The 22629-nt window shown below is 67.8% G+C and carries 19 protein-coding genes; 7 read left to right on the top strand and 12 right to left on the bottom strand.

The window, feature by feature from the left end; translation table 11 throughout:
- Positions 1–125 precede the first annotated feature (125 nt).
- The gene (gene putA, locus O4G76_RS13380) at positions 126–3602 is read right to left on the bottom strand and encodes a bifunctional proline dehydrogenase/L-glutamate gamma-semialdehyde dehydrogenase PutA (protein WP_269397804.1); all 3477 of its coding nucleotides are present in this window, start codon (positions 3600–3602) and stop codon (positions 126–128) included.
- 122 nt (positions 3603–3724) lie between these two features.
- Here putA and O4G76_RS13375 point away from each other — a divergent pair, with 122 nt between their 5' ends.
- The 5 genes from O4G76_RS13375 (at position 3725) to O4G76_RS13355 (ending at position 8484) form a co-directional block, all read left to right on the top strand.
- Complete coding sequence (locus tag O4G76_RS13375; protein WP_085897145.1) at positions 3725–4195, top strand: Lrp/AsnC family transcriptional regulator; 471 nt, start codon at positions 3725–3727, stop codon at positions 4193–4195.
- Positions 4196–4288: 93 nt separating this feature from the next.
- Positions 4289–4897, top strand: a complete 609-nt coding sequence (locus O4G76_RS13370) for a CDP-alcohol phosphatidyltransferase family protein (RefSeq protein WP_269397803.1) — start codon at positions 4289–4291, stop codon at positions 4895–4897.
- 42 nt (positions 4898–4939) lie between these two features.
- On the top strand, positions 4940–5788 hold the full coding sequence (locus O4G76_RS13365) for an NAD(P)-dependent oxidoreductase (RefSeq protein WP_269397802.1): 849 nt from the start codon (positions 4940–4942) through the stop codon (positions 5786–5788).
- Positions 5785–6459, top strand: a complete 675-nt coding sequence (locus O4G76_RS13360) for a sugar transferase (RefSeq protein WP_269397801.1) — start codon at positions 5785–5787, stop codon at positions 6457–6459. The genes O4G76_RS13365 and O4G76_RS13360 overlap by 4 nt, the downstream gene beginning before the upstream one ends.
- Positions 6460–6633: 174 nt before the next feature.
- Positions 6634–8484, top strand: a complete 1851-nt coding sequence (locus tag O4G76_RS13355; protein WP_373568037.1) for a polysaccharide biosynthesis protein — start codon at positions 6634–6636, stop codon at positions 8482–8484.
- Here the strand turns inward: O4G76_RS13355 and galE are convergent.
- The 8 genes from galE to O4G76_RS13315 form a co-directional block, all read right to left on the bottom strand.
- Positions 8466–9506, bottom strand: a complete 1041-nt coding sequence (gene galE / locus O4G76_RS13350) for a UDP-glucose 4-epimerase GalE (RefSeq protein WP_269397799.1) — start codon at positions 9504–9506, stop codon at positions 8466–8468. The genes O4G76_RS13355 and galE overlap by 19 nt on opposite strands.
- 99 nt (positions 9507–9605) lie before the next feature.
- Positions 9606–10604 carry an ABC transporter substrate-binding protein gene (locus O4G76_RS13345; RefSeq protein ID WP_269397798.1) on the bottom strand — a complete coding sequence of 333 codons (999 nt, stop codon included), beginning with the start codon at positions 10602–10604 and terminating at the stop codon, positions 9606–9608.
- A 52-nt stretch (positions 10605–10656) separates the two neighbouring features.
- Entirely contained in the window at positions 10657–11502 is an 846-nt protein-coding gene (locus O4G76_RS13340; RefSeq protein ID WP_269397797.1) for an ABC transporter permease, read from the bottom strand.
- Positions 11499–12446: an ABC transporter permease gene (locus O4G76_RS13335; protein ID WP_269397796.1), complete on the bottom strand. Its 948-nt coding sequence runs from the start codon at positions 12444–12446 to the stop codon at positions 11499–11501. Before O4G76_RS13335 ends, O4G76_RS13340 begins: the two co-directional genes overlap by 4 nt.
- A gap of 246 nt (positions 12447–12692) precedes the next feature.
- On the bottom strand, positions 12693–13487 hold the full coding sequence (locus O4G76_RS13330) for an ABC transporter ATP-binding protein (RefSeq protein WP_269397795.1): 795 nt from the start codon (positions 13485–13487) through the stop codon (positions 12693–12695).
- A gap of 25 nt (positions 13488–13512) precedes the next feature.
- Positions 13513–14970, bottom strand: coding sequence for a dihydropyrimidinase (gene hydA, locus O4G76_RS13325; protein WP_269397794.1), 1458 nt, complete (start codon positions 14968–14970; stop codon positions 13513–13515).
- Positions 14971–15122: 152 nt separating this feature from the next.
- Entirely contained in the window at positions 15123–15593 is a 471-nt protein-coding gene (locus O4G76_RS13320; RefSeq protein ID WP_269397793.1) for a hypothetical protein, read from the bottom strand.
- Between the two features lie 82 nt (positions 15594–15675).
- On the bottom strand, positions 15676–16926 hold the full coding sequence (locus tag O4G76_RS13315; RefSeq protein WP_269397792.1) for a Zn-dependent hydrolase: 1251 nt from the start codon (positions 16924–16926) through the stop codon (positions 15676–15678).
- 184 nt (positions 16927–17110) lie between these two features.
- Between O4G76_RS13315 and O4G76_RS13310 the strand changes: the two genes are divergently transcribed.
- Positions 17111–17734 carry a TetR family transcriptional regulator C-terminal domain-containing protein gene (locus O4G76_RS13310; protein WP_269397791.1) on the top strand — a complete coding sequence of 208 codons (624 nt, stop codon included), beginning with the start codon at positions 17111–17113 and terminating at the stop codon, positions 17732–17734.
- 319 nt (positions 17735–18053) lie between these two features.
- Here O4G76_RS13310 and preA read toward each other — a convergent pair whose 3' ends face one another.
- The 3 genes from preA to O4G76_RS13295 are packed head-to-tail and all read right to left on the bottom strand — an operon-like array spanning position 18054 to position 21082.
- Positions 18054–19358 (bottom strand): NAD-dependent dihydropyrimidine dehydrogenase subunit PreA, encoded by a 1305-nt coding sequence (gene preA / locus O4G76_RS13305; protein ID WP_269397790.1) that lies wholly within the window; start codon positions 19356–19358, stop codon positions 18054–18056.
- A gap of 4 nt (positions 19359–19362) precedes the next feature.
- Positions 19363–19749: a VOC family protein gene (locus tag O4G76_RS13300; protein WP_165761475.1), complete on the bottom strand. Its 387-nt coding sequence runs from the start codon at positions 19747–19749 to the stop codon at positions 19363–19365.
- Between the two features lie 4 nt (positions 19750–19753).
- Positions 19754–21082: an NAD(P)-dependent oxidoreductase gene (locus O4G76_RS13295; RefSeq protein ID WP_269397789.1), complete on the bottom strand. Its 1329-nt coding sequence runs from the start codon at positions 21080–21082 to the stop codon at positions 19754–19756.
- Between the two features lie 157 nt (positions 21083–21239).
- Between O4G76_RS13295 and O4G76_RS13290 the strand changes: the two genes are divergently transcribed.
- Positions 21240–22616, top strand: a complete 1377-nt coding sequence (locus O4G76_RS13290) for an aspartate aminotransferase family protein (RefSeq protein WP_269397788.1) — start codon at positions 21240–21242, stop codon at positions 22614–22616.
- Positions 22617–22629 lie beyond the last annotated feature (13 nt).

Here is a 22629-nt window from a genome sequence, read left to right as displayed (position 1 = left end):
CGTGGGTCCCGGCGCAGCCAAGTCTTGGAACATGACCCCCGGGAATGGCAGCATCTGCGCCCCCGGGAGCCGACAAGAGCGAAGCGCGCGCCGGGCTTCGATGGGCGCGCGCTTCGGGTTCTGGATCAGCCGACGCTGGCCAGCAGGCTGGCATTGCCGCCCGCGGCCGTGGTGTCGACGCAGACGTGGCGCTCAAGCTGCAGTCGCAGTGCCAGATCCTCTTCGGAAAGCAACGGGATACGCCGTCCCTCTCGCGCGGCGAGCGCCTTGCGCAGCGGCCGCAGGGCATCCGCTCCGCCTCGCAGGGCGACCGCGTCGAAACCCGAGAGCTTCTCCAGCGCCGCGGGGTCAAGCGTACCGTCGAGATTGCCCTCCCCCGAGAGTCCCGGCGCCACGCCGACGGTGGCGCAGCCGGCGGCGCGGGCGGTCTCGATCTGCGCCCTCGCCTCTTCGGCCGAGGGACCGAGGCAAAGCACGGTGCCACGCGGCACCACCGAAAGACGGTTCGATTCCCCCGTCGGCCCCGGCAGGGTGACGGTGTCGCGCCGATCCGGATCGGGGGCCGCGGCGTCGAGCAGCTTCTGCACCTTCTCGCTCGGTACCTCGCGGCCATTGGCGGGCAGCGAGGCAATGCGCATCGGCTCGGTGAAACGCGCAACGTAGCGCGGCCCGCCGGCCTTGGGCCCGGTCCCCGACAGCCCCTCGCCGCCGAAAGGCTGGGAGCCGACGATGGCGCCGATCTGGTTGCGGTTGACGTAGAGATTGCCGACCTTCACGCGCCGCGTCACATGCTCGACCCGGTCGTCGATCCGGGTGTGCAGGCCGAAGGTCAGCCCGTAGCCGGTGGCGTTGACCGCGTCGATGACCGCGTCGATCTCGCCCGCCTTGAAGGTGGCGACATGCAGCACCGGCCCGAACACCTCGCGCTCCAGCTCCTCGATCCCGTTCAGGCGGATCAGCGCCGGACCGATGTAGTGGCCCTTCGACGGCGTCTCGAGCTGCCACAGCAGGCGGCCCTCGGCGCGCGCCTTCTCGACATGTTCGCGGATGCCCTTCTCGGCGCGCCCGTCGATCACCGGGCCGACATCGGTGGCGTGGCTCCACGGGTCGCCGACCTGCATCTCCTCGGTGGCGCCTTTCAGCATCTCGAGGAAATGCTCGGCGATGTCCTCCTGCAGGTAGAGCATGCGCAGCGCCGAGCAGCGCTGCCCCGCCGATTGGAAGGCCGAATTGACGATGTCGCGCACCGCCTGCTCGGGCAGCGCGGTGGAATCGACGATCATCGCGTTCAGCCCGCCGGTCTCGGCGATGAGCGGCGCGGTCGGGTCCATGTTGGCGGCCATGGCGCGGTCGATGCCGATGGCGGTCTCGGTCGAGCCAGTGAAGCACACGCCCGCGATGCGCGGGTCGGAGGTGATCGCCGCCCCCACGACGCGCCCCGCGCCCGGCAGCAGTTGCAGTGCATCGCGCGGCACGCCCGCCTCGTGCAGCAGCCTAACGCCCAGCGCCGCGGTGAGCGGCGTGGATTCAGCCGGTTTCGCCAGCACGGCATTGCCCGCCGCCAGCGCCGCGGCCACCTGACCGGTGAAGATCGCCAGCGGGAAGTTCCAGGGGCTGATGCAGGCGAAGGTGCCGCGGGCCGGGTCCTTCAGCTCCTCGCCACGCGCCGCGTAATAACGCAGGAAATCGACCGCCTCGCGCAGTTCGGCCACGGCATCCTTCGGCGTCTTGCCGGCCTCGCGCGCGGTGAGCGCGAAGAACTCGTGCGCATGCTCCTCGAACAGTTCGGCGGCGCGGCGCAGCGCGGCGCCACGGTCCGAGGCCGGCGCCTGCCAGCGCCGCGCGAGCGCGATGGCATTTTCGACATCGGCCTTGGACGACATCATCACCTCGCCCACCACGTCGGAGGGATCGGCGGGGCTGGTCACCGGGATCACCTCGGCGCCTTCGGCGGGCTCCTCGGTGGCGAGGATCGGCTCGGAGCGCCACTTGGTGTTGCGGAACGCGTCGCGGCCCGCGTCGAACTCGGCCAGCGCATCGACCGCCGTCAGGTCCCAGCCGCGCGAGTTCTCGCGCTCGGGCTGGAACAGCGCGCGCGGATCGCGCAACTCCTTGGGGCGCGGCCCGCCCAGCTTCTCGAACGGATCGGCGGCGACCACCTCGGCGGGCACCTTCTCGTCGACGATCTGGTTCACGAAGCTCGAATTCGCCCCGTTCTCCAGCAGCCGGCGCACCAGATAGGCCAGCAGGTCGCGATGCGCGCCCACCGGCGCATAGATGCGCAGCCGCGTGCCCTCGCACTCCATCTGCTTGTCGTGCAGCGCCTCGCCCATTCCGTGCAGGCGCTGGAATTCGAAATCGCGCCGCTCGCCCGCCATTTCCATCACGGCGGCAACGGAATGGGCGTTGTGGGTGGCGAATTGCGGGTAGATCCGGTCGGTCATGCCCAGCAGGCGATGTGCGCAGGACAGCCATGCCACGTCGGTCGCGGCCTTCTCGGTGAAGACCGGGAAATCCTCCAGCCCCTCGACCTGCGCGCGCTTGATCTCGGTATCCCAGTAGGCGCCCTTGACGAGCCGCACCATGATCTTGCGGTCGAGTTTTTCGGCCAGCGCGTAGAGCCAGTCGAGCACGCCGCCGACGCGGCGGCCATAGGCCTGCACCACGACGCCGAAGCCGTCCCAACCGGCCAGTTCGGGGTCGGACAGCACCGCCTCGATGATGTCGAGCGACAGGTCGAGACGGTCGGCCTCCTCGGCGTCGACGTTGAGACCCATGTTCCCCGCCTTGGCGGCGCGGGCGAGCTTCGACAGCCGCGGCACCAGCTCTTCCATGACCCGCTCGCGCTGGGCCTCCTCGTAGCGCGGGTGCAGCGCCGAGAGCTTGACCGAGATGCCGGGGTTGTCGCGGATGTCGGCCGAGGTGGCCTCCTTCGAGATCCGCGCGATCGCGTTCTCGTAGCTCTTCATGAAGCCGGCCGCGTCCTTCGCGGTCAGCGCCGCCTCGCCCAGCATGTCGTAGCTGTAGGTGGCGCCCTTCTTCGCGGGCCCCTGGCTGCGCTTGATCGCCTCGTCGATGTCGCGGCCGAGGACGAAGGTCTTGCCCATCTCGCGCATCGCCGCATAGGTCGCGGCGCGGATCACAGGCTCGCCCAGACGCTTGATCGCGCGGCGCAGCACGAGGCCGAGCCCCTCGCCCTTCTCGTCGAGCACCTTGCCGGTCAGCATCAGTGCCCAGGTCGAGGCGTTGACCAGCGGGGAAGCCGCTTTCCCGAGATGCGCGCTCCAGTCCGACGGCGTGATCTTGTCGTCGATCAGCGCGTCGATGGTCTTGGCGTCGGGCACCCGCAGCAGCGCCTCGGCGAGGCACATCAACGCGATGCCCTCGCGGGTCGAAAGGCCGTACTCGGCGAGGAACGCCTCCATGATGCCGGGACGCGTATCGTCGCGGATCGCGCGCACCAGCTGGGCGCCGCGCCGCGTGGCGGCGGCGCGCAGCTCCTCCGAGATCGGGTCGGCGGCCATCAGATCGGCGAGGACAGCCGCCTCGTCGCGTCGATGATCGGCACGGATGCGGATGCGCAGATCGTCAAGCTCGCTCATTGGCGGACCCCCTTGAGTAAAAGACAGGTTCATCCTATCCCTGATCAGCTAAGGCGCGTTTCCCGAAAATCGACGGAAAGCGCGCTTTTTGCCCGATTTCTCTTGATATGGCGGGACGAAAGATGAGCAATTCCGACACCGGCAGCCATCTTGACCGCACGGACTACCGCATTCTCGCCGAACTGGCAGCAAATGCTCGGCTTCCGGTGACCGAACTGGCGGTCCGGGTCGGCCTGTCGAAATCGCCCTGCCAGGTGCGCCTGAAACGGCTGCAGGAAAAGGGCGTGATTCGAGGTTTTCGGACGGTGATCGACCCGGCCAAGCTTGGCCTCGACCACGTCGCTTTCGTCGAGGTGCGGCTCGCCGACACCACCGAGAAATCGCTTGCCGCCTTCAACGCCGCCGTGCGGCTGATCACCGAGGTGGAGCAGTGTCACCTGATCGCCGGCAGCTTCGACTACCTGCTCAAGGTGCGGACCCGCGACATCCGCAGCTATCGCGAGGTGTTGGGCACCAAGATCTCGGCCCTGCCCGGCGTCGCGGGCACCTCCACCTATGTCTCGATGCAGCCGATCATCGACGACACGATGTGACGCCCCCTCACCATCGTGTCATCCAGGCCGTGCGCGATGGACGTGCGGCGGTCATGGCGCGATGATGGGTCGCCCCCGAAGAAAGCCGTCCCGATGCTCGACGCCGCCGCCCGCCGCCTGATCGACCCGCCGCTCAACCGGCTCGGTCGCAGATTGGCGCGCGCCGGGGCGACCGCGGATGGAGTGACGCTGGCCGGGCTGGGGCTCGGCCTTGCCGCGGCGGCGATGATCGCGCTCGGCGCGCCGGGCTGGGCCCTGCTGCCGCTCTTGGCGTCGCGCCTCGCCGACGGGCTCGACGGGGCGGTGGCCCGCGCCACGCGCCGGACCGACTGGGGCGGCTATCTCGATATCGCCGCCGATTTCGCCTTCTACGGCGCGATCCCGCTTGCCTTCGTCCTGGCCGATCCGGCGGCCAATGGCGCCGCGGGCGGGTTCCTGCTCGCCGCCTTCTACTTCAACGGCACCACATTCCTCGGTTACGCGATCCTCGCCGAGAAGAAGCGCATGCAGACCTCGGCGCAGGGCATCAAGTCGCTCTACTTTTCGAACGGATTGCTGGAGGGCACCGAGACGATCGGCTTCTTCGTGCTGCTTTGCCTGCTGCCCGGCTACTTCGCGCCTCTGGCATGGGTATTCGGAGCAGTGTGCTATCTGAGCGGCACTTTGCGGCTGATCGGGTCGCGTTCGGTGTTCCGCGGTTGAGAGGATCTGGCCTTGCGAGCGCCGATCGGGTAGCCGATGGACATGATCGCAACCCCTTCACAGACGGGTCCGCTGATTCTCGGCGGCACCGGACGACTTGGCCGGGCACTGCGCAAGCTGGCCCAAGACGGGCATTGGCCGGAGGGGCGGGCCGCGCTGTGGCATGGCCGGCGGGGCGATTACGCCTGGGACATGCGGGAGCCGGCACCGCCGCTTCATGAACGACCCGAAGGCGTCGTCGTTCTGGCGGGGGTGACATCGGGATCCCCGGAAGAGCTTGCCGCCAATGCCGACCTCGCCCGGGCCGCTTTGCGCCTTGCCGCGCGCGACGATCTCGGCCCGGTGCTGCTGATGTCCTCGGCCGCGGTCTACGGCCGTGCCGAAGGCCCTTGTCGAGAGACGGAGGCCAGCCCCGCAAACGCCTATGGCATGGCCAAGCTGGACATGGAGCGCGCGGTCGCCGAAGAGGTCGACAGGCTGGGCGCCGAGGCGCCCCGCGCCTGTTGCCTGCGGCTTGCCAATGTCGCGGGCTGCGACCAGCTGTTCGACGCGATGGCCGCCAGGCAGGTCACGCTCGACCGTTTCACCGAGGGGCACGGGCCGCGCCGCGCCTATGTCGGGCCGCTGAGCCTGGCGCGGGTCGTCTCTGCGCTTCTGTCGGCTCCGGAGCTGCCACCCGTCCTGAACCTCGCGCAACCCGGCGCGGTGCCTATGGAGGCGCTGCTTGAAGCAGCCGGAGCGCGCTGGCACTGGCGCCCCGCTCCGGAAACCGCCTTGCCCGAAACTCTTCTCGACACGGCGCAGCTTGCCGCCATCGCCGGCCCTGTCGCCACCGCCACCGCGCCCGGTCTCGTGGCCGAGGCGCGGCTGGCCGGCTGGAGGCTTGCATGACGCCGGCCAAGCGCGCCTTCGACCTTACGGTGTCGATCCTGCTGCTGGCTCTGCTGTGGCCGGTACTGGCCGCGCTCGTCCTGCTCTTGCTCGTGAAAGAGGGACGGCCGGTCTTCTACGTGGCCGAGCGGATGCGCACGCCGGAGCAGTCCTTTGGCCTGATCAAGCTGCGGACCATGCGCCCCGCCCCCTACGGCACCCGCGCCACCGGCGTGACCGGCGGTGACAAATCGGACCGCATGTCAGGGCTGCACCGCATGCTGCGACGGACCCGCGCCGACGAGTTGCCGCAGCTGTGGAACGTGATCCGCGGCGATATCAGCCTCGTCGGTCCCAGGCCGCCTTTGCGCATCTACGTCGAAGCCTTCCCCGATCTCTATGCGGCGGTGCTGCGCTCGCGGCCCGGCATCACCGGGCTGGCCAGCCTGCGCTATCACGCCACCGAGGAGCGACTTCTGGCGCATTGCCGCTCGGCCGAAGAAACCGATGCGGTCTATCGCCGCCGCTGCGTGCCCCGCAAGGCGCGGCTGGATCTGATCTATCAGCGCCACGCCACGATCTGCCACGATATCGGCCTGATCGCTGAAACGGCGGGCAGGGTGTTGCGGCTGGCGCCTCGCAGGTTCCCACCAAAGGCACGGCCTCGGCGGGTTCCCGCCACCGCAGATTGATCAATGACCCGGCGTCGGATTACAAGGGACACGGAATTTGCTGTGATGCGGGCGAAAATGTCAGACACGGTCGCGGCTGAGCAGGGCTTTCGGGCCAGCATGGGCGAAAAAATGGGCAAACTTGTCGAATTGCTCGGATTCATCACGCATCTCTCCCGCTCCACCAAACAATGGATGGTACTGACCAACGACGTGGCGCTGGTCCCGGTGGCGTTTCTTGCCGCGCTGTCGCTGCATCTGAACCGCGCGCCGCTGGGCGCCGAGCTCCAGCAGCACTGGCAGCTCCTCCTCATGCTGATGGCGATCTGCGCCCTGATCGAGATCGCGATGAACATCCATCGGGTGCAGCTCAAGGCCTATGAAAGCCGGGCCATCGCCCTTTCGGCCACGCATGCGGTTCTGCTGGCGCTTTCGGCCGGGCTGATCGACCGGGCCGTGGGCGGCACCTTGCCGGGCGCCACCTTCGTCTCCTTCGCGATGGTCTACCTGCTGCTCGCGGTCAGCTCCCGTGCCGTGATGCTCAAGCTGGTGCTGAGCGCCTATCGGCACAGGCCCAAGCTCAGGGTGCTGGTCTACGGTGCCGGTCGTACGGGTCAGCAGCTGGTCGCGGCGCTTCGGACCGACGAGACGGTCCGTCCCGTCGCCTATATCGACGACAACAAGATGCTGCAGGGCGCGATCGTCCAAGGGCTGCACGTGCACGCCCCGGCCGCCATCGCCCGGCTGGCCCGGACCAAGCATGTCGACCGGGTGCTGCTGGCCATGCCCTCGGTGCCGCGTGCCCGGCTGGCGCAGCTGTCGCGGCAGCTGGAAGAGAAGGGTCTCGACGTGCAGACCCTGCCCTCCTTCGCCCAGCTTGCAGGCAACGGGGTGCCGCTGGTCGAGCAGCTGCGCCCCGTGGTGCCCGGCCAGTTCCTCGGCCGCGCGCCGCTAGATGCGGAATTGCCCGGCGGATCGGAGACCTATCGCGGGTCTTCTGTAATGATTTCGGGTGCCGGCGGCTCGATTGGCTCCGAGCTGTGCCGCCAGATCCTCGCCTGCCGGCCACGGCGGCTGGTTCTCTTCGAAATGTCGGAGCTGGCGCTCTACAAGCTCGACCAGGAGCTGTCCGCGCTGGCCACGGAGCAGCAGGTCGAGATCGTACCGGTGCTGGGATCGGTCTGCGACGCGCCGCTGGTGCGCCGCGTGCTCGCCGACCAGGAGATCGAGATCGTCCTGCATGCGGCGGCCTACAAACATGTGCCGCTGGTCGAGAGCAATCCTGTCTCGGGCTTCGCCAACAACGTGCTGGGCACGCATACGCTCGCCCAGGCCGCCGGAGAGGCCGGTGTGGCGCGCTTCATCCTGATCTCCACCGACAAGGCGGTCCGCCCCAAGAACATGATGGGCGCCTCGAAGCGCATGGCCGAGCTGGTGGTGCAGGATCTGGCCAGCCGCTCGAACGGCACGATATATTCGATGGTCCGCTTCGGCAACGTCCTGGGCTCCTCCGGCTCGGTGATCCCGCTGTTCCACGACCAGATCTGCAAGGGCGGTCCCGTCACCCTCACCCATCGCGAGGTGACGCGCTACTTCATGACCATTCCCGAAGCCGCGCGGCTCGTTCTGGTCGCCGGGACCTTCGCCACCGGCGGCGACGTCTTCGTGCTCGATATGGGGGCGCCGGTGCAGATCTACGATCTCGCGCGACAGATGATCGAGGCGGCGGGCTACACGGTACGCGACGAGACCAATCCCGAGGGCGACATCGAGATCAGGTTGACCGGCCTGCGCGCGGGCGAGAAGCTGCACGAGGAACTGCTGATCGGCGAAGGCCAGGTCGGCACCCCGCATCCCAAGATCATGCTCGCGCGCGAGGCGCATCTGAGCGAGATCGAGGTGGCGGCGGGGATGCGGGCCCTGCGCGCCGCCGTGACCGAGAATGACAGCGACGCGCTGCGCGCCGTGGTGGCGCGCTGGGTCGAAGGCGGCAAGGCGCTGGCCCTCGCCGCCGCCGAAGGGCGGGGTCAGCTGCCGGCGAGCTGATCCGCCGCGGTGGCGTAGCCCTGCGGATTGGCCTGCTGCCAGCGCCACAGGTCGCGCGCCATCTCTTCCACCCCCAACGACGCCCGCCAGCCGAGCTTTTCGGCCGCATGCCCGCAATCAGCCTGCATCTCGGCGATATCGCCGGCGCGGCGCGGCAGCACCTCGAATGGCAGCGCCCGACCCACCGCCGTGGAGAAGGCGTCGAGCATCTCGCGCACCGAATAGCCCCGACCGGTACCGATGTTGTAGGTCTCGACTGCCGCCGAGGCCGCCGCGCGGTCGAGCGCCGCGACATGGGCGCGGGCGAGATCGACGACATGAATGTAGTCGCGCACGCCGGTACCGTCCGGCGTGGGATAGTCGTCGCCGAAGATGCGCAGCCGCTCCTGACGGCCCGTCGCCACCTGGGCGAGATAAGGCATCAGGTTGTTCGGCACGCCCTGCGGGTCCTCGCCGATCCGGCCCGATTCATGCGCGCCAACCGGATTGAAATAACGCAGGAGCATCACCGCGCAGCCGGGCCGGGCCGCCGACCAATCGGTCAGGATCTGCTCGGCGAAACGCTTGGTATGGCCGTAGACCGAGGTCGGCGCCAGCGGGTGCGCCTCGGTATAGGGCAGGAAGACCGGCTCGCCATAGACCGTGGCCGAGGAGGAGAAGATGATCCGCTGGCACTCCGCCCGATCCATCGCACGCAGCAGGGACAGCGTGCCCGTGACGTTGACATCGTAATACTCGACCGGCTTCTCGACGCTCTCGCCGACCGCCTTGAGACCGGCGAAATGGATCACCGCCTGGGGCCGGAATTCGGCGAAGATCCGGTCGAGCGCTGCCGTATCCCGGACATCCGCATCATGCGCGTGCAGCGCGCCCTGCGGGACCAGTTCACCGACGCGGCGCAACGCCTCTGGCGAGCCATTGGAATAATTGTCGACGCAGGCCACCTCGTGGCCCTGCCCCAGGAGCTCCACCAGAGTATGGCTGCCGATGTAACCCGCACCGCCCGTGACCAGAACACGCATACAAAATCTCCGCTACTGCTACGCAAGCAGTAGCGGAGTGTGTCGGGGCTGACCAGAACCGGTCTGGCGCGAGGTCTTCAGGCCCCCGCGCCCTGCCCGTCATTGCAGCGCGGCGTCGGTGATTTCATGCGTGAAAGCACCCTCCGGTACGGCCGAGATCACAGGGTCCGAGCCGCCCGCGAGAAGCGTGTCGACGGTGCGCTGATAGGCGGTCTCGTCGAGGCTGCCATCCGAACCCTCGGTCAGCTTGGCGATCTCGCCCATCATCCGGACCTGATGCGCCTCGGTCTGCGCGCCGGTCTCGTCGTAGTCGAGCACGATCTGCGCCGCGTCTTCTGGGTTCTCCTCGGCCCATTTCCAGCCCTTCATCGAGGCACGCACGAAACGGATCATCTTGTCGACGAACTCCGGATCCTCGAGGTTCTCCTCCAGCACCCACATCCCGTCCTCGAGCGTCGCCACGCCCATATCCTCGTACTTGAAGGTGACGAGCTCGTCCTCGGAGATGCCCGCGTCGAGCACCTGGCCGTATTCGTTGTAGGTCATGGTCGAGATGCAATCGGCCTGCCGCTGAATCAACGGGTCGACGTTGAAACCCTGCTTCAGCACCGTCACCCCGTCCTCGCCGCCCTCGGTCGGGATGCCTTCCTGGCTCATCCAGCTCAGGAACGGGTATTCGTTTCCGAAGAACCAGACGCCGATGGTCTTGCCCTTGAAGTCCTGCGGACCGGTGATGCCGGTATCCTTCCAGCAGGTCAGCATCAGCCCCGAGCTGGCGAAGGGCTGGGCGATGTTCACGACAGGCAGGCCTTTCTCCCGCGCGGCCAGCGCAGAGGGCATCCAGTTGAGCATCACGTCGGCCCCGCCCCCCGCGAGTACCTGCGGCGGCGCGATGTCGGGCCCCCCGGGCAGGATCTCGACGTCGAGCCCCTCCTCCTCGTAGAACCCCTCTTCGAGCGCCACGTAATAGCCCGCGAATTGCGCCTGGGTGACCCATTGCAGCTGCAGCCGGACCTTGTCGAGATCCTGCGCCATGGCGGGTGCCCCCCCGGTCATCAGCGCGCCTGCCGCCGCCGCGGCCATCATCATCCGTTTCATTCTTGGTCGACCTCCGTTTGCTGTTGACGGCCCGGTTGGCGGGCTCTGTTGGTTATCCGCGTTGCGAGGGGTGCCAGAAGGTCACCCCCCGCTCGACCAGCGCAACCAGCCCGTAGAAGCCGGTGCCCGCCAGCGCCGCGACCAGGATCGCGGCCCAGACCATGTCGAGCGCGAGCTGGCCCACCGAGGTGGTGATCCGAAAGCCAAGCCCCAGTGTCGGCGAGCCGAAGAATTCGGCCACGATGGCCCCGATCAGCGCCAGCGTGGTGCAGATCTTGAGGCCGTTGAAGATGAAGGGCATCGCCGCCGGAAGCCGCAGCTTCACCAAGCCCTGCCAGTAGCCCGCGCCCCAGCTCTTCATCAGGTCGCGCTGCATGGCCGAGGTCTCGGCGAGCCCTGCCACGGTGTTCACCAGCATCGGGAAGAACACCATGACCACCACCACGGCGGCCTTGGACTGCCAGTCGAAGCCGAACCACATCACGAGGATCGGCGCGGTGCCGACGATTGGCAGCGCCGCCATGAAGCTCGCCAGTGGCAGCAGCCCGCGCTGCAGGAACACGAAGCGATCGACGGCGATCGCCGTGAGGAACGCCGCCCCACATCCGATCGCATAGCCCGAAAGCGCGCCGCGCAGGATCGTCTGCACGAAATCGCCCCAAAGCAGTGGCAGGCTCTCGGCGAAGCGCGCGCCGATCTGGCTCGGCGGCGGCAGGATGACCAGCGGCACCTGCAGCGCGCGTACCGCGATCTCCCACAGGATCAGGATGGTGATCCCGAACAGCAAGGGTACCGCCATGCGCGCCCAGATCCGGTTCGACAGCGGCCCGGTGGCAAGCCAGACGTTGAGCGCCCAGAGCCCGAGCCAGAGCGCCAGCGCGAGGATCGCCGCGCTCATGCCGCACCTCCCATGCGCCGCAGCGCCAGCCGCTGCGCGCCGCCGATCATCGCCACCAGTACCGCCGCCAGCGCCGCGGCCAGCAGCAGCGCGGCCCAGATCTGCGCGGTCTGGCCATAATAGCTTCCTGCCAGCATGCGCGCGCCCAATCCGCCGCCCTGCACCGGCAGCTCGCCCACGATGGCCCCGACAAGGGCGGCCGCCACGGCGATCTTCATCGACGCGAAGAGATAGGGCATCGAGGCCGGCAGCCGCAGCCGCGTCAGCACCTGCCAGCCCGAGGCGTCCCATGTGCGCATCAGGTCGGTCTGCATCGCATCTGGGGCGCGCAATCCCTTCACCATGCCGACCACCACCGGGAAGAACGACAGGTAGGCGGAGATGATCGCCTTGGGCAGCAGCCCCTGCAGCCCGACAGAGTAGAGCACCACCACGATCATCGGTGCCAGCGCCACGATCGGCACCGTCTGGCTGACGATGGCCCAGGGCATCACCGATTTCTCCATCGTCTTCGAATGGACGATGCCGATCGCCAGGGCGATCCCTGCCACGGCTCCGATGACAAAGCCCAGCGCCGTGGCCGAGAGCGTGATCCAGGCATGCAGCAGCAATCCGCGGTTCGACAGGCTTCCCGATCGCAGCAGGCCGCGCCGCCCCTCGACCTCCTCCATCACCACGCTCAGCCACAGCTCGCCCGCGACCTGATGCGGTGCGGGCAGTCTCGGCCTGTCCTGCGCCCAGGCGTCAGGGATCTGGCCCGGATTGGCCAGCACCAGCCCCAGCGCGTTCGCATCGCGCCGCTCCAAGGCGGTGACCGGCTGTACCGCCACCCCCTCGCGCTCGGCGGCGGTCAGGGCCTCGCGGATGTTCATCGGCACGGCGGCGGCGTACCAGAGCGCGAACAATGCCGCGACGAGGATGACGACCGGCCCGGCGCGGCTCATGCGCTAGCCTCGCAAGTGTATCGCGCCGTATGGGCAACTTTGTTCTCCAAATACGCAATCCCACCCTTGCCGCTCCGACCCACCTTCGGTCTGAAGGACGCCGGTCTTCCTGCGTATTTTAAGAACAAAGTAACCATGTCCGGCTTACTTGGGGGCGCGGTACAGGCTGGCGAGCCGATGACCGCGAACGAAGTCGCCATGCGACAGGGCTTCCCGCTCGCCATGGGTGGGAAGCCCGATTGTGTCTCACACCTCTTCATGGCCGGCCCTCAGTCCCTCGCGCACCCGGTGCGCGATCTCGATGAATTCGGGGCCGTCGCGGATGTCGAGCGGGCGCTCGCGCGGCAGGGGGCTGTCGATCACGTCGCTGATCCGCCCGGGTCGCGGACTCATCACCACGATCTTGGTCGAGAGATACACCGCCTCGGGAATCGAGTGGGTCACGAAAAGCGTGGTCTTGCCGGTCGCGGCCCAGAGCCTGAGCAGTTCCTCGTTGAGCCGGTCCCGCACGATCTCGTCCAGCGCGCCGAAGGGTTCGTCCATCAGCAGGATGTCAGCATCGAACGCCAGCGCCCGTGCGATGCTCGCGCGTTGCTGCATCCCGCCTGACAATTGCCAAGGATACTTCTTCTCGAACCCGCCCAACTCGACCAGTTCCAGCACCTCGCGCACCCGCCGGGTCCGCTCGGCCTTGGGAAACCCCATGATCTCAAGCGGCAGCGCGATGTTGCCGCCGATGGTTCGCCAGGGGTAGAGCCCGGCCGCCTGGAACACGTAACCATAGGCCCGGGCCCGGCGCGCCTCGTCGGGGCTCATTCCATTGACCGAAACCTCGCCAGCCGTGGGCTGCTCCAGTGCCGCGACCACCCGAAGAAATGTGGTCTTGCCGCAGCCCGACGGGCCGATGAAGGAGACGAACTCGCCCTTCGCGATGTCGAGATCCACGCCCTTGAGGGCGTGAACCGGACCGTCCGCGGTCTCGAAGGTGAGGTCGACGCCGCGCGCCGAGATGGCGGTCTGGGGGATCGGCGCATTCATCATCGGCGCGCCCCCCGTCCCATCGCCCTCACACCCCGCTCGCCGGAATGCCCGAGCGTTCGACCGGGCGCGGTGCGGTCAGCGCCTTCCACGAGGACAGCGCCCGGTTGACCGGGCCCTGCGGCTCGCGCGCGACGAATTCGCCATGACCCTCATGCGTATCCAGCGTGCCGTCGCGCAGCGAGACATGGCCTCGGCTCAGCACGTAGCGGGGCAGGCCCTTCACCTTCTGCCCCTCGAAGACGTTGTAGTCGATCGCTGACGCCTGCCCGGCGGCGGTGATGGTCCTTTCCTTTTCCGGATCCCAGACCACGATGTCGGCATCGGCGCCGACGAGGATCGCGCCCTTTTTCGGGTAGCAGCCGAGGATCTTGGCGCTGTTGGTCGAGGTGACGGCGACGAACTCGTTCATGGTGATCCGGCCAGTGTTGACCCCATGCGTCCACAACAAGGGCATCCGGTCCTCGAGCCCGCCAGTGCCATTGGGGATCTTGGTGAAATCGCCCACGCCGTTGCGCTTCTGTTCGGTGGTGAAGGCGCAGTGATCGGTGGCCACCACCGACAGCGTGCCCGAGGCCAGACCGGCCCAGAGGCTGTCCTGATGGCGCTTGTCGCGGAATGGCGGGCTCATCACCCGGCGCGCCGCGTGGTCCCAGTCGGGATGGGCGTATTCGCTCTCGTCGAGGATCAGGTGCTGGATCAGCGGCTCGCCCCAGACCCGCTTGCCCAGCATCTTGGCGCGGCGGATCGCCTCATGTGCCTCCTCGCAGGAGACATGGACGACGTAGAGCGGCACGCCCGCCATGTCGGCGATCATGATCGCGCGGTTGGTCGCCTCCCCCTCGACCGAGGAGGGGCGCGAATAGGCATGCGCCTCGGGGCCGGTATTGCCCTCGGCCAGAAGCTTGGCCTGCAGCTCGGCCACCACGTCGCCGTTCTCGGCATGCACCAGCGGGATCGCGCCCAGCTCGGCGCAGCGACGGAAGCTCGCGAACAGCTCGTCGTCGTTCACCATCAGGGCGCCCTTGTAGGCCATGAAGTGCTTGAAGGTGGTAATGCCGTGATCGCGCACGACGGTTTCCATCTCGTCGAAGACCTGACGGTCCCACCAGGTGATCGCCATGTGGTAGGAATAGTCGCAGGCCGCCTGGCCCGACTTGTTGTGCCAGACTTTCAGCGCGTCGAGCAGGCTCTGGCCCGGGCTGGGAAGCGCGAAATCCACCACCATGGTGGTGCCGCCGGCCAGCGCCGCGCGGGTGCCCGAACCGAAATCATCGGTGGAATGGGTGCCCATGAAGGGCATCTCCAGATGGGTGTGCGGGTCGATGCCACCGGGCATCACGTAACAGCCCGTGGCGTCGAGTTCCTCGTCGCCGGCCAGCCCCTTTCCGATGGCGGCGATGCGCCCGCCCTCGATCAGTAGATCCGCCTCGTAGGTCAGATCCGCCGTGACGATGGTACCGTTCCTGATGACCTTGGAGCCCATTTCCGTTCCCTCTCTGTCAGGCCCGGCCCCTCGTGCGGGGGCCGTGACACGTCCCGGGCGCGCGCTCGGTGGCGCGCTCCGGCTCGAAAGGGTCGGCGGGCGAAGGGGGCGGCGGCGCGTGGTCGGCCGGCATCGCCCCCGAACTGCCCGGATCAGCTTGCGGGGCGCGGCCCCACCGTGCCGTCGTCGTTTTCACACAGCGGCACGCCGTTTTCGTCCCGTACCGGGTAGCCGCTCAGCGGCTCGGTGCGCTCGATCGAGAACAGGTAGCAGCCATCGCCGTTCTGGAACACGGCCGAGGGCGGCGTCCCGGGCAGGAGCGCGGCGAGCACGACCTCGGGGGCGGAGACCACCTCCTGCGGGGATGTCGCGGTGATGGCGCCGGCAGGTGGCCGGGGGGCCGCCGCGGCGGTCGTGTCACCATCGTCCGACAATGGCGCCGTGGTCACCTGGGCAGGGCTTTCGAGCCGGGCCGGCGCTGGCGTCGGTTCGGGCGCGGGAGCCGCCTGCGGCGCGGGAAACACCGGAGCGGGTTGCGGCACGGCCACGGTACGCACTTCCTCGCAGGCGGCGAGCAGCGGCAGCGCCGCCAATACGGGCAGCAGTCGGGGCAGTCTGGTCATCGGGCTCTCCTGAACATCTGGCTTGCCGATCCAGAAAGGCCGGAACCGGGAGAGGTCAAGCCCTGCATGTCCGGTGAACGTTTCAAGACACCACCTCGGCGGCCTCGATCACCGCGTGCAGCAGCACGTCGCAGCCCTTGGTCGCCCAGTCCTGCGTGATCTCCTCCGCCTCGTTATGGCTCAGCCCGTCCTTGCAGGGGCACATCACCATGGCGGTCGGGGCGATGCCGGCGATCCAGCAGGCGTCGTGTCCGGCGCCCGAAACGATGTCGCGATGGCCGTAACCCAACCGCTCGGCGGCGGCGCGCACCATGCCGACGCAGTCCGGGTCGAAGGTGACCGGCTCGAAATGCCCGGTGGGCTCGATCTCCAGCCCGAGCCCCAGCTCGTCGGCGATCCGCGCCGCCTCGGTCTCGACCGCCTTGCGCATCGCGGCGAGCTTCTCGGCATCGGGCGAGCGGATGTCGACGGTGAAGACCGCGCGGCCCGGGATCACGTTGCGGGAATTCGGCCAGACATTGGCCTGCCCGACCGCGCCCACCGCGTCGGGCTGGTGCTCCATCGCGATACGGTGCACGGCCTCGGTGATCCGCGCCATGCCGAGCCCGGCATTGACCCGCATGTACATCGGGGTGGAGCCGGTATGGCTTTCCTTGCCGGTGAGCCGGACCTCCAGCCACCACAGCCCCTGGCCGTGGGTGACCACGCCGATATCTTTCTCTTCGGCCTCGAGGATCGGGCCCTGCTCGATATGCAACTCGAAAAGCGCATGCATCTTGCGCGCGCCAACCTCCTCCTCGCCCTTCCAGCCGATCCGTTCCAGTTCGGCGCCGAAGGATTTTCCATCCGCATCCTCGCGCGCATAGGCCCAATCGAGATCGTGCTGCCCGGCGAACACGCCCGAGGCCATCATCGCCGGGGCGAAGCGAGTGCCTTCCTCGTTGGTCCAGTTCACGACGACAATCGGCCGGCGGGTCCTGATCCCCATGTCATCGAGCGTGCGGATGATCTCGAGCCCGCCGAGCACGCCCAGCACGCCGTCATACTTGCCGCCCGTGGGCTGGGTATCGAGATGGCTGCCGACATAGACCGGTAGCGCGTCGGAATCCTCGCCCTCGCGGCGTGCGAACATCGATCCCATCTTGTCGACGCCCATCGACAGGCCCGCGGCCTCGCACCACTTCGCGAAGAGCGCCCGGCCTTCGGCATCCGTATCCGTCAGGGTCTGGCGATTGTTGCCGCCCGCCACGCCGGGGCCGATCTCGGCCATCTCCATCAGGCTGGACCAGAGCCGCGCGCCGTCGATCTTGAGGTTTTCGCCGGGTGCGGACATGCTGGGTTCCTCGCCTTGCTGCCGGTCGGACCCCGCGCGGCTTCGATTTGACCGCCCGGTAAAATTAACGCTATCAAAGTCCCGACACCAGTCAAGGATCGCGTGAGCGCGCCCCCGGCCGGGGCTCGAAACGATGCGAGACGAGGCAGCGGCGGGTCGTTCCGCCCGTTCGACAGGACCGGAGATGACCAAGAGCCCGCCCCGCACCCGGATTCAGGTCCGCAACCGGGCCGCCATCCTCGAGGCGGCGCTCGAGGTTTTCGCGGCGCGTGGCTTCAGGGGCGCGACGCTGGACCGGATCGCGCAGGCGGCGGGGCTGTCGAAGCCGAACCTGCTCTATTATTTCCGCTCCAAGGAGGCGCTGCACCTCGCCATTCTCGAGGATCTGCTCGAGCTGTGGCTGGCGCCGCTGCGCGAGATGGATGCCGAAGGCGAGCCGCGCGAGCAGATCTTGGGTTACGTGCGGCGGAAGCTGGAGATGAGCCGCGACCACCCGCGCGAAAGCCGGCTTTTCGCCAACGAAATCCTGCAAGGCGCGCCCCGTGCGCGGCCGGTGTTGGAGGGCGAGTTGAAGGCGCTGGTCGACGAGAAGGCCGCGGTGATCGCGGCCTGGTCGGAATCGGGGCGGATCGGACCCGTCGACCCCTATCACCTGATTTTCTCGATCTGGGCCCTGACCCAGCACTATGCCGATTTCGAGGTGCAGGTACGCGCGATCATGGGGAAAACCAACCCCTACCCGGGCGCCGAAGCCTGGCTCGATCACCTCTTCGGCGCGGCACTCGGGAGCCCGCACAAGTCCATCTGAAGGCGGGAATCGGCGAACGCGTCGAAACGCATCCTTATATCGGCCGCTTGCATTTCGCCCGTCTGGCTACGCCCTCTCCGCCGCCCCGATAGCCTGACATTCGGTGCTTTCGGCATCGTTTCGGGCAATATCCCCGGCCCGATATCGCCAAACGCAGCGGCATAAAAACCGGCCTCACTCTTTCTGAACCGGCGCGCTGCTCCCGAACCATTCCTGCATGTCGCCAAGGCGCAAGACGCTGCTCAGCGGGCTCACGCCCCCATCACCGGCCCTCGCATCGGATCATCGTGCCGGGCCCGCAGATCAGCCCAGAGGGCGGCTATTCCGCCGCCTGCGCCATCGGGTTGTTGGGATGGGTGGTCCAGTCGGCGTGATCGTCGGACACCACCTGCCCGGTGCGCGGATCGACGCTGCCCGGCGCCATCCGGACCATGTCGATGCAGTTCTCGACCGGGCAGACATCGACGCAGAGGTTGCAGGCGACGCATTCCGCGTCGATCACCTCGAACACCCGGTCCGGCGTCATCGCGATCGCCTGGTGCGAGGTGTCCTCGCAGGCGGCATAGCAGCGACCGCACTTGATGCACAGATCCTGATCGATCCGCGCCTTGGTGACGTAGTTGAGATTGAGGTTCTTCCAGTCGGTGACGTTGGGCACCGCCTGGCCGACGAAATCCGAGGTCGAGCGATAACCCTTCTCGTCCATCCAGTCGGAGAGCCCGGCGCACATCTCCTCGACGATCCGGAAGCCGTAGGTCATCACCGCCGTGCAGACCTGCACCGTGCCGGCGCCCAGCACCATGAACTCGGCCGCGTCGCGCCATGTGGTGACGCCACCGATGCCCGAGATCGGCAGGCCGCGCGTCGCCTCGTGCCGCGCGATCTCGGAGACCATCGACAGCGCGATCGGCTTGACCGCGGGACCGCAATAGCCGCCATGGCTGCCCTTGCCGTCGATGGTGGGCTGCGGCGCCATCAGGTCGAGATCCACCGAGGTGATCGAGTTGATGGTGTTGATCAGGCTCACCGCGTCGGCGCCGCCGCGCTTCGCGGCCTCGGCAGGCTTGCGCACATCGGTGATGTTGGGGGTGAGCTTCACGATCACCGGGCGGTCGTAATACTGCTTGCACCAGCGGGTGACCATCTCGATGTATTCGGGCACCTGCCCCACCGCCGACCCCATGCCGCGCTCGCTCATGCCATGCGGACAGCCGAAGTTCAGCTCGATGCCGTCCGCGTTCGTCTCCTCGACCCGCGGCAGGATCGCCTTCCAGGCCGCCTCCTCGCAGGGCACCATGATCGAGGCGATCAGCGCCCGGTCGGGATAGTCGGCCTTGACCCGCGCCATCTCCTCCAGATTGGTTTCGAGATCGCGATCGGTGATCAACTCGATGTTGTTGAGACCCAGGAGCCGCCGGTCGGCGCCGTAGATGGCGCCGTAGCGCGGGCCGTTGACGTTGACCACCGGTGGTCCCTCGGCCCCCAGCGTCTTCCAGACCACCCCGCCCCAGCCGGCCTCGAAGGCGCGGCGGACGTTGTATTCCTTGTCCGTGGGCGGCGCCGAGGCGAGCCAGAACGGGTTGGGGCTCTCGATGCCCAGGAACCGGGTGGTCAGGTCGGCCATCTCATCATCCTTCCGGTGGTGTGGCGTGCATCACGATGGTGTTGCCTTCGCTGTCGAGGAACATCGCGAAGCGCTCGGTGTCGCTCCAGGGAAGCTCGGTGGGGTTCGACACGAAGCGCACCCCTTCGGACTTCAGCCGCGCGGCCTCGGCATCGACATCCGCGCATTCGAGATAGAGCACGGGGACTTCCTCAGAGTAACTCACCTCTTGGCGCCGCGCGAACTGGATCTTGGTCTGCGTGTCCGGCAGCTTCATCATGATCATGCGCCAGTCCTCGTCGAGATCGGCATCCAGCGCGACCTCCATGCCGATCCGGTCGCGGTAGAAGGCCAGCGCGCGGTCCTGGTCATCGACCGGAAGCGGCAGGATGAAGATGCCCGTGAATGCCATTTGTCTATTCCATGAGTGAGCCGTGAATGTCTTCGGCGGCATCCCGACCCTGCGCCACGGCCGTGACGGTGAGGTCGTCGCCACCGCCGGCACAGTCTCCCCCGGCCCAAACCTTGTCCATGCCGGTGCGGCCGCGACCCTGCGTCACAACCTTTCCATGTACGATTTCCAGGCCATTCGCGTCCCCAAGGCGCTGTCCGACGGCACGGAACAGCTGATCCGCCGGCAAGGAGAATCGCTCCCCCGTCGAGGCGAGGCCATCCGGCCCCTCTGCCATCCTCTCGAACACCACGGCGGAAAGCCGCCCCTCGCCCTCGACCGCGACGGGCGCGGCCTCGAAGATCAGCCGCACGCCGCGCCGCGCCGCGAGCTCCTGCTCGTAGAGGCTCGCCCCCATCCGCTCGCGCGCCCGGCGATAGACCAGCGTCACGGTCTCGGCACCCAGCCCCTTGGCCTGTACCGCGCAGTCGATCGCGGTCATGCCGCCACCGATCACCACCACGTCGCGGCCGATCGGCAGCGTCGACAGGTCCTCCGCCTGGCGCAGCGCCGAGATGAAGGTGACGGCATCATGCGTCCCCTCGAGCGGCGGGCCCTCGAGCCCGAGCGCGTTGACGTCGGAAAGCCCGATGCCGAGGAACACCGCGTCGTATTCCTCCCGGAGCGCATCGAGCGTCACGTCGCGACCGAGCCATTGCCCGTGCCGCAGCTCGATGCCGCCGATACCCATGATCCAGGCCGCTTCGCGCGCCGCGAAATCATCGACGGTCTTGTAGGCGGCGATGCCGTATTCGTTGAGCCCGCCCGGCTTGGGTGCGCCCTCGAAGATCACGACGTCATGGCCATGCCGCGCCAGCCGGTGCGCGCAGGCGAGCCCGGCGGGCCCGGCGCCGACAACCGCGATGCGCTTGCCTGTGCGGGGCGCGCGGGTAAAGGGGTGGCCCTGCCGCGCCATCAGGCTGTCGGTGGCATGGCGCTGCAAGAGCCCGATCTGCACCGGCTTGCCCTCGGCCGCCTCGCGCACGCAGGCGCCCTCGCAGAGCACCTCGGTCGGACAGACCCGGGCGCACATGCCGCCCAGGATATTGGCCTCGAAGATCTCGCGCGCCGCGGTTTCCGGGCGCCCGGCCTGGATCTCGCGGATGAACAGCGGGATGTCGATCTCGGTGGGGCAGGCCGTCACGCAGGGCGCGTCATGGCAGAAGTAGCAGCGATCCGCGGCGACCCGTGCCTCATGCGCGCTCAGCGGTGGGTGAAGGTCCGAGAAGTTCCGTGCCAGCACATCGGCAGGCAGGCGTCCGGCGATCGGTCCGGTCTGTGGCTGGGCAGGCATCTGGCGTCCCCCGTGGCGGCATTCCGTTTTGCCGAGCCTGACACGGAATCATTTTTTTCCAAACGGTAAATTTTGTGCGTCATGCGAATCCGGTTTTCCTTGACCGGCAACGCGCGCCGCGCAGAGTGGTGGCGACATCCCGACAGCGAGGCTCGCCATGGAAGACCTGATGCACAACGACCCCGCCCGCGTCATCGAGGCCGACCGGGCCCATGTCTGGCACCACATGATCCAGCACCGGGCGCTGGAGACCACCGATCCGCGCATCATCGTCGAGGGGCGCGGCATGCGGGTCTGGGACATCACCGGCAAGGAGCATCTCGACGCGGTGTCCGGCGGGGTCTGGACCGTCAATGTCGGCTATGGGCGCGAGAGCATCGCCGATGCGGTGCGCGAGCAGCTTGTGAAGATGTGTTACTTCGCCGGCGCGCAAGGGACGGTGCCAGGCGCCCGCTTCGCCGAGGCGCTGACCGAGAAGATGCCGGGGCTGTCCCGCGTCTACTTCGCCAATTCCGGTTCGGAGGCCAACGAGAAGGCCTTCAAGATGGTGCGCCAGATCAGCCACAAGCATCACGGCGGCCGCAAGTCCAAGATCCTCTACCGCGAGCGGGACTATCACGGCACCACCATCGCCTGCCTCTCGGCCGGCGGGCAGCTGGAGCGCAACGCGCAATACGGTCCCTTCGTGCCCGAATTCGTGATGGTGCCGCATTGTCTCGAGTACCGGGCCCAGGACGGGCTCGCGGGCGAGGATTACGGGGTCCGGGCCGCGGAGGCGATCGAGGAGGTGATCCTGCGCGAGGGACCCGACACGGTCGGCGCGCTCTGCCTCGAGCCGATCACCGCCGGCGGCGGCATCATCCTGCCGCCCAAGGGCTACTGGGAAAAGGTGCAGGAGATCTGCCGCAAGTACGAGATCCTGCTGCATATCGACGAGGTGGTCTGCGGCATGGGCCGGACCGGTACCTGGTTCGGCTACCAGCAGTTCGGGGTGCAGCCCGACATCGTGACCATGGCCAAGGGCGTGGCCTCGGGCTACGCCGCGATTTCATGCTGCGTGACCACCGAGGCCGTGTTCGAGAAGTTCAAGGACGCCTCCGACCCGATGGCGCATTTCCGAGATATCTCGACCTTCGGCGGCTGCACCTCCGGTCCGGTCGCGGCGTTGGAGAACCTGCGTATCCTCGAAGAGGAGAACCTGCTCGAGAACTCGACGCGGATGGGCGCCTACCTGCATGATGGGCTGAGGGCGCTGATGGAAAAGCACGCGTTGATCGGCGACGTGCGCGGCATGGGGCTGTTCGCCGGGGCCGAGCTGGTGGCCGACCGCGACACGCGCGGGCCGGTCTCCGAGAAGCTGGTGCAGGCCGTGGTGGCCGATTGCCTGAAGCAGGGCGTGATCATCGGGGCCACCAACCGCTCGGTGCCGGGCTTCAACAACGTGCTGCTCTTCGCGCCCGCGCTGATCGCCGGCACGTCCGAGATCGACGAGATCCTCGCGGCAGTGGATGGCGCTCTGGGCCGGGTCGCGTGACAGGCCGCGCTTG

Origin of the sequence: Limimaricola sp. G21655-S1 (assembly GCF_027213785.1) — a bacterium.
Classification (GTDB): Bacteria; Pseudomonadota; Alphaproteobacteria; order Rhodobacterales; family Rhodobacteraceae; genus Limimaricola.
The sequence above is the reverse complement of the archived record's forward strand: the minus strand, read 5'-3'. Positions and strand labels throughout refer to the sequence as shown.

Bases quoted from the DNA above. Each gene is read 5' to 3' on its own strand.
- O4G76_RS13375 (WP_085897145.1), top strand. From the start codon at position 3,725: ATGAGCAATTCCGACACCGGCAGCCATCTTGACCGCACGGACTACCGC.
- putA (WP_269397804.1), bottom strand. From the start codon at position 3,602: ATGAGCGAGCTTGACGATCTGCGCATCCGCATCCGTGCCGATCATCGA.
- O4G76_RS13360 (WP_269397801.1), top strand. From the start codon at position 5,785: ATGACGCCGGCCAAGCGCGCCTTCGACCTTACGGTGTCGATCCTGCTG.
- O4G76_RS13300 (WP_165761475.1), bottom strand. From the start codon at position 19,749: ATGGCATTCACGGGCATCTTCATCCTGCCGCTTCCGGTCGATGACCAG.
- O4G76_RS13290 (WP_269397788.1), top strand. From the start codon at position 21,240: ATGGAAGACCTGATGCACAACGACCCCGCCCGCGTCATCGAGGCCGAC.
- O4G76_RS13370 (WP_269397803.1), top strand. From the start codon at position 4,289: ATGCTCGACGCCGCCGCCCGCCGCCTGATCGACCCGCCGCTCAACCGG.
- O4G76_RS13330 (WP_269397795.1), bottom strand. From the start codon at position 13,487: ATGATGAATGCGCCGATCCCCCAGACCGCCATCTCGGCGCGCGGCGTC.
- O4G76_RS13315 (WP_269397792.1), bottom strand. From the start codon at position 16,926: ATGTCCGCACCCGGCGAAAACCTCAAGATCGACGGCGCGCGGCTCTGG.
- O4G76_RS13310 (WP_269397791.1), top strand. From the start codon at position 17,111: ATGACCAAGAGCCCGCCCCGCACCCGGATTCAGGTCCGCAACCGGGCC.
- hydA (WP_269397794.1), bottom strand. From the start codon at position 14,970: ATGGGCTCCAAGGTCATCAGGAACGGTACCATCGTCACGGCGGATCTG.
- galE (WP_269397799.1), bottom strand. From the start codon at position 9,506: ATGCGTGTTCTGGTCACGGGCGGTGCGGGTTACATCGGCAGCCATACT.
- O4G76_RS13335 (WP_269397796.1), bottom strand. From the start codon at position 12,446: ATGAGCCGCGCCGGGCCGGTCGTCATCCTCGTCGCGGCATTGTTCGCG.
- preA (WP_269397790.1), bottom strand. From the start codon at position 19,358: ATGGCCGACCTGACCACCCGGTTCCTGGGCATCGAGAGCCCCAACCCG.
- O4G76_RS13340 (WP_269397797.1), bottom strand. From the start codon at position 11,502: ATGAGCGCGGCGATCCTCGCGCTGGCGCTCTGGCTCGGGCTCTGGGCG.
- O4G76_RS13295 (WP_269397789.1), bottom strand. From the start codon at position 21,082: ATGCCTGCCCAGCCACAGACCGGACCGATCGCCGGACGCCTGCCTGCC.
- O4G76_RS13365 (WP_269397802.1), top strand. From the start codon at position 4,940: ATGATCGCAACCCCTTCACAGACGGGTCCGCTGATTCTCGGCGGCACC.
- O4G76_RS13345 (WP_269397798.1), bottom strand. From the start codon at position 10,604: ATGAAACGGATGATGATGGCCGCGGCGGCGGCAGGCGCGCTGATGACC.
- O4G76_RS13320 (WP_269397793.1), bottom strand. From the start codon at position 15,593: ATGACCAGACTGCCCCGACTGCTGCCCGTATTGGCGGCGCTGCCGCTG.
- O4G76_RS13355 (WP_373568037.1), top strand. From the start codon at position 6,634: ATGGTACTGACCAACGACGTGGCGCTGGTCCCGGTGGCGTTTCTTGCC.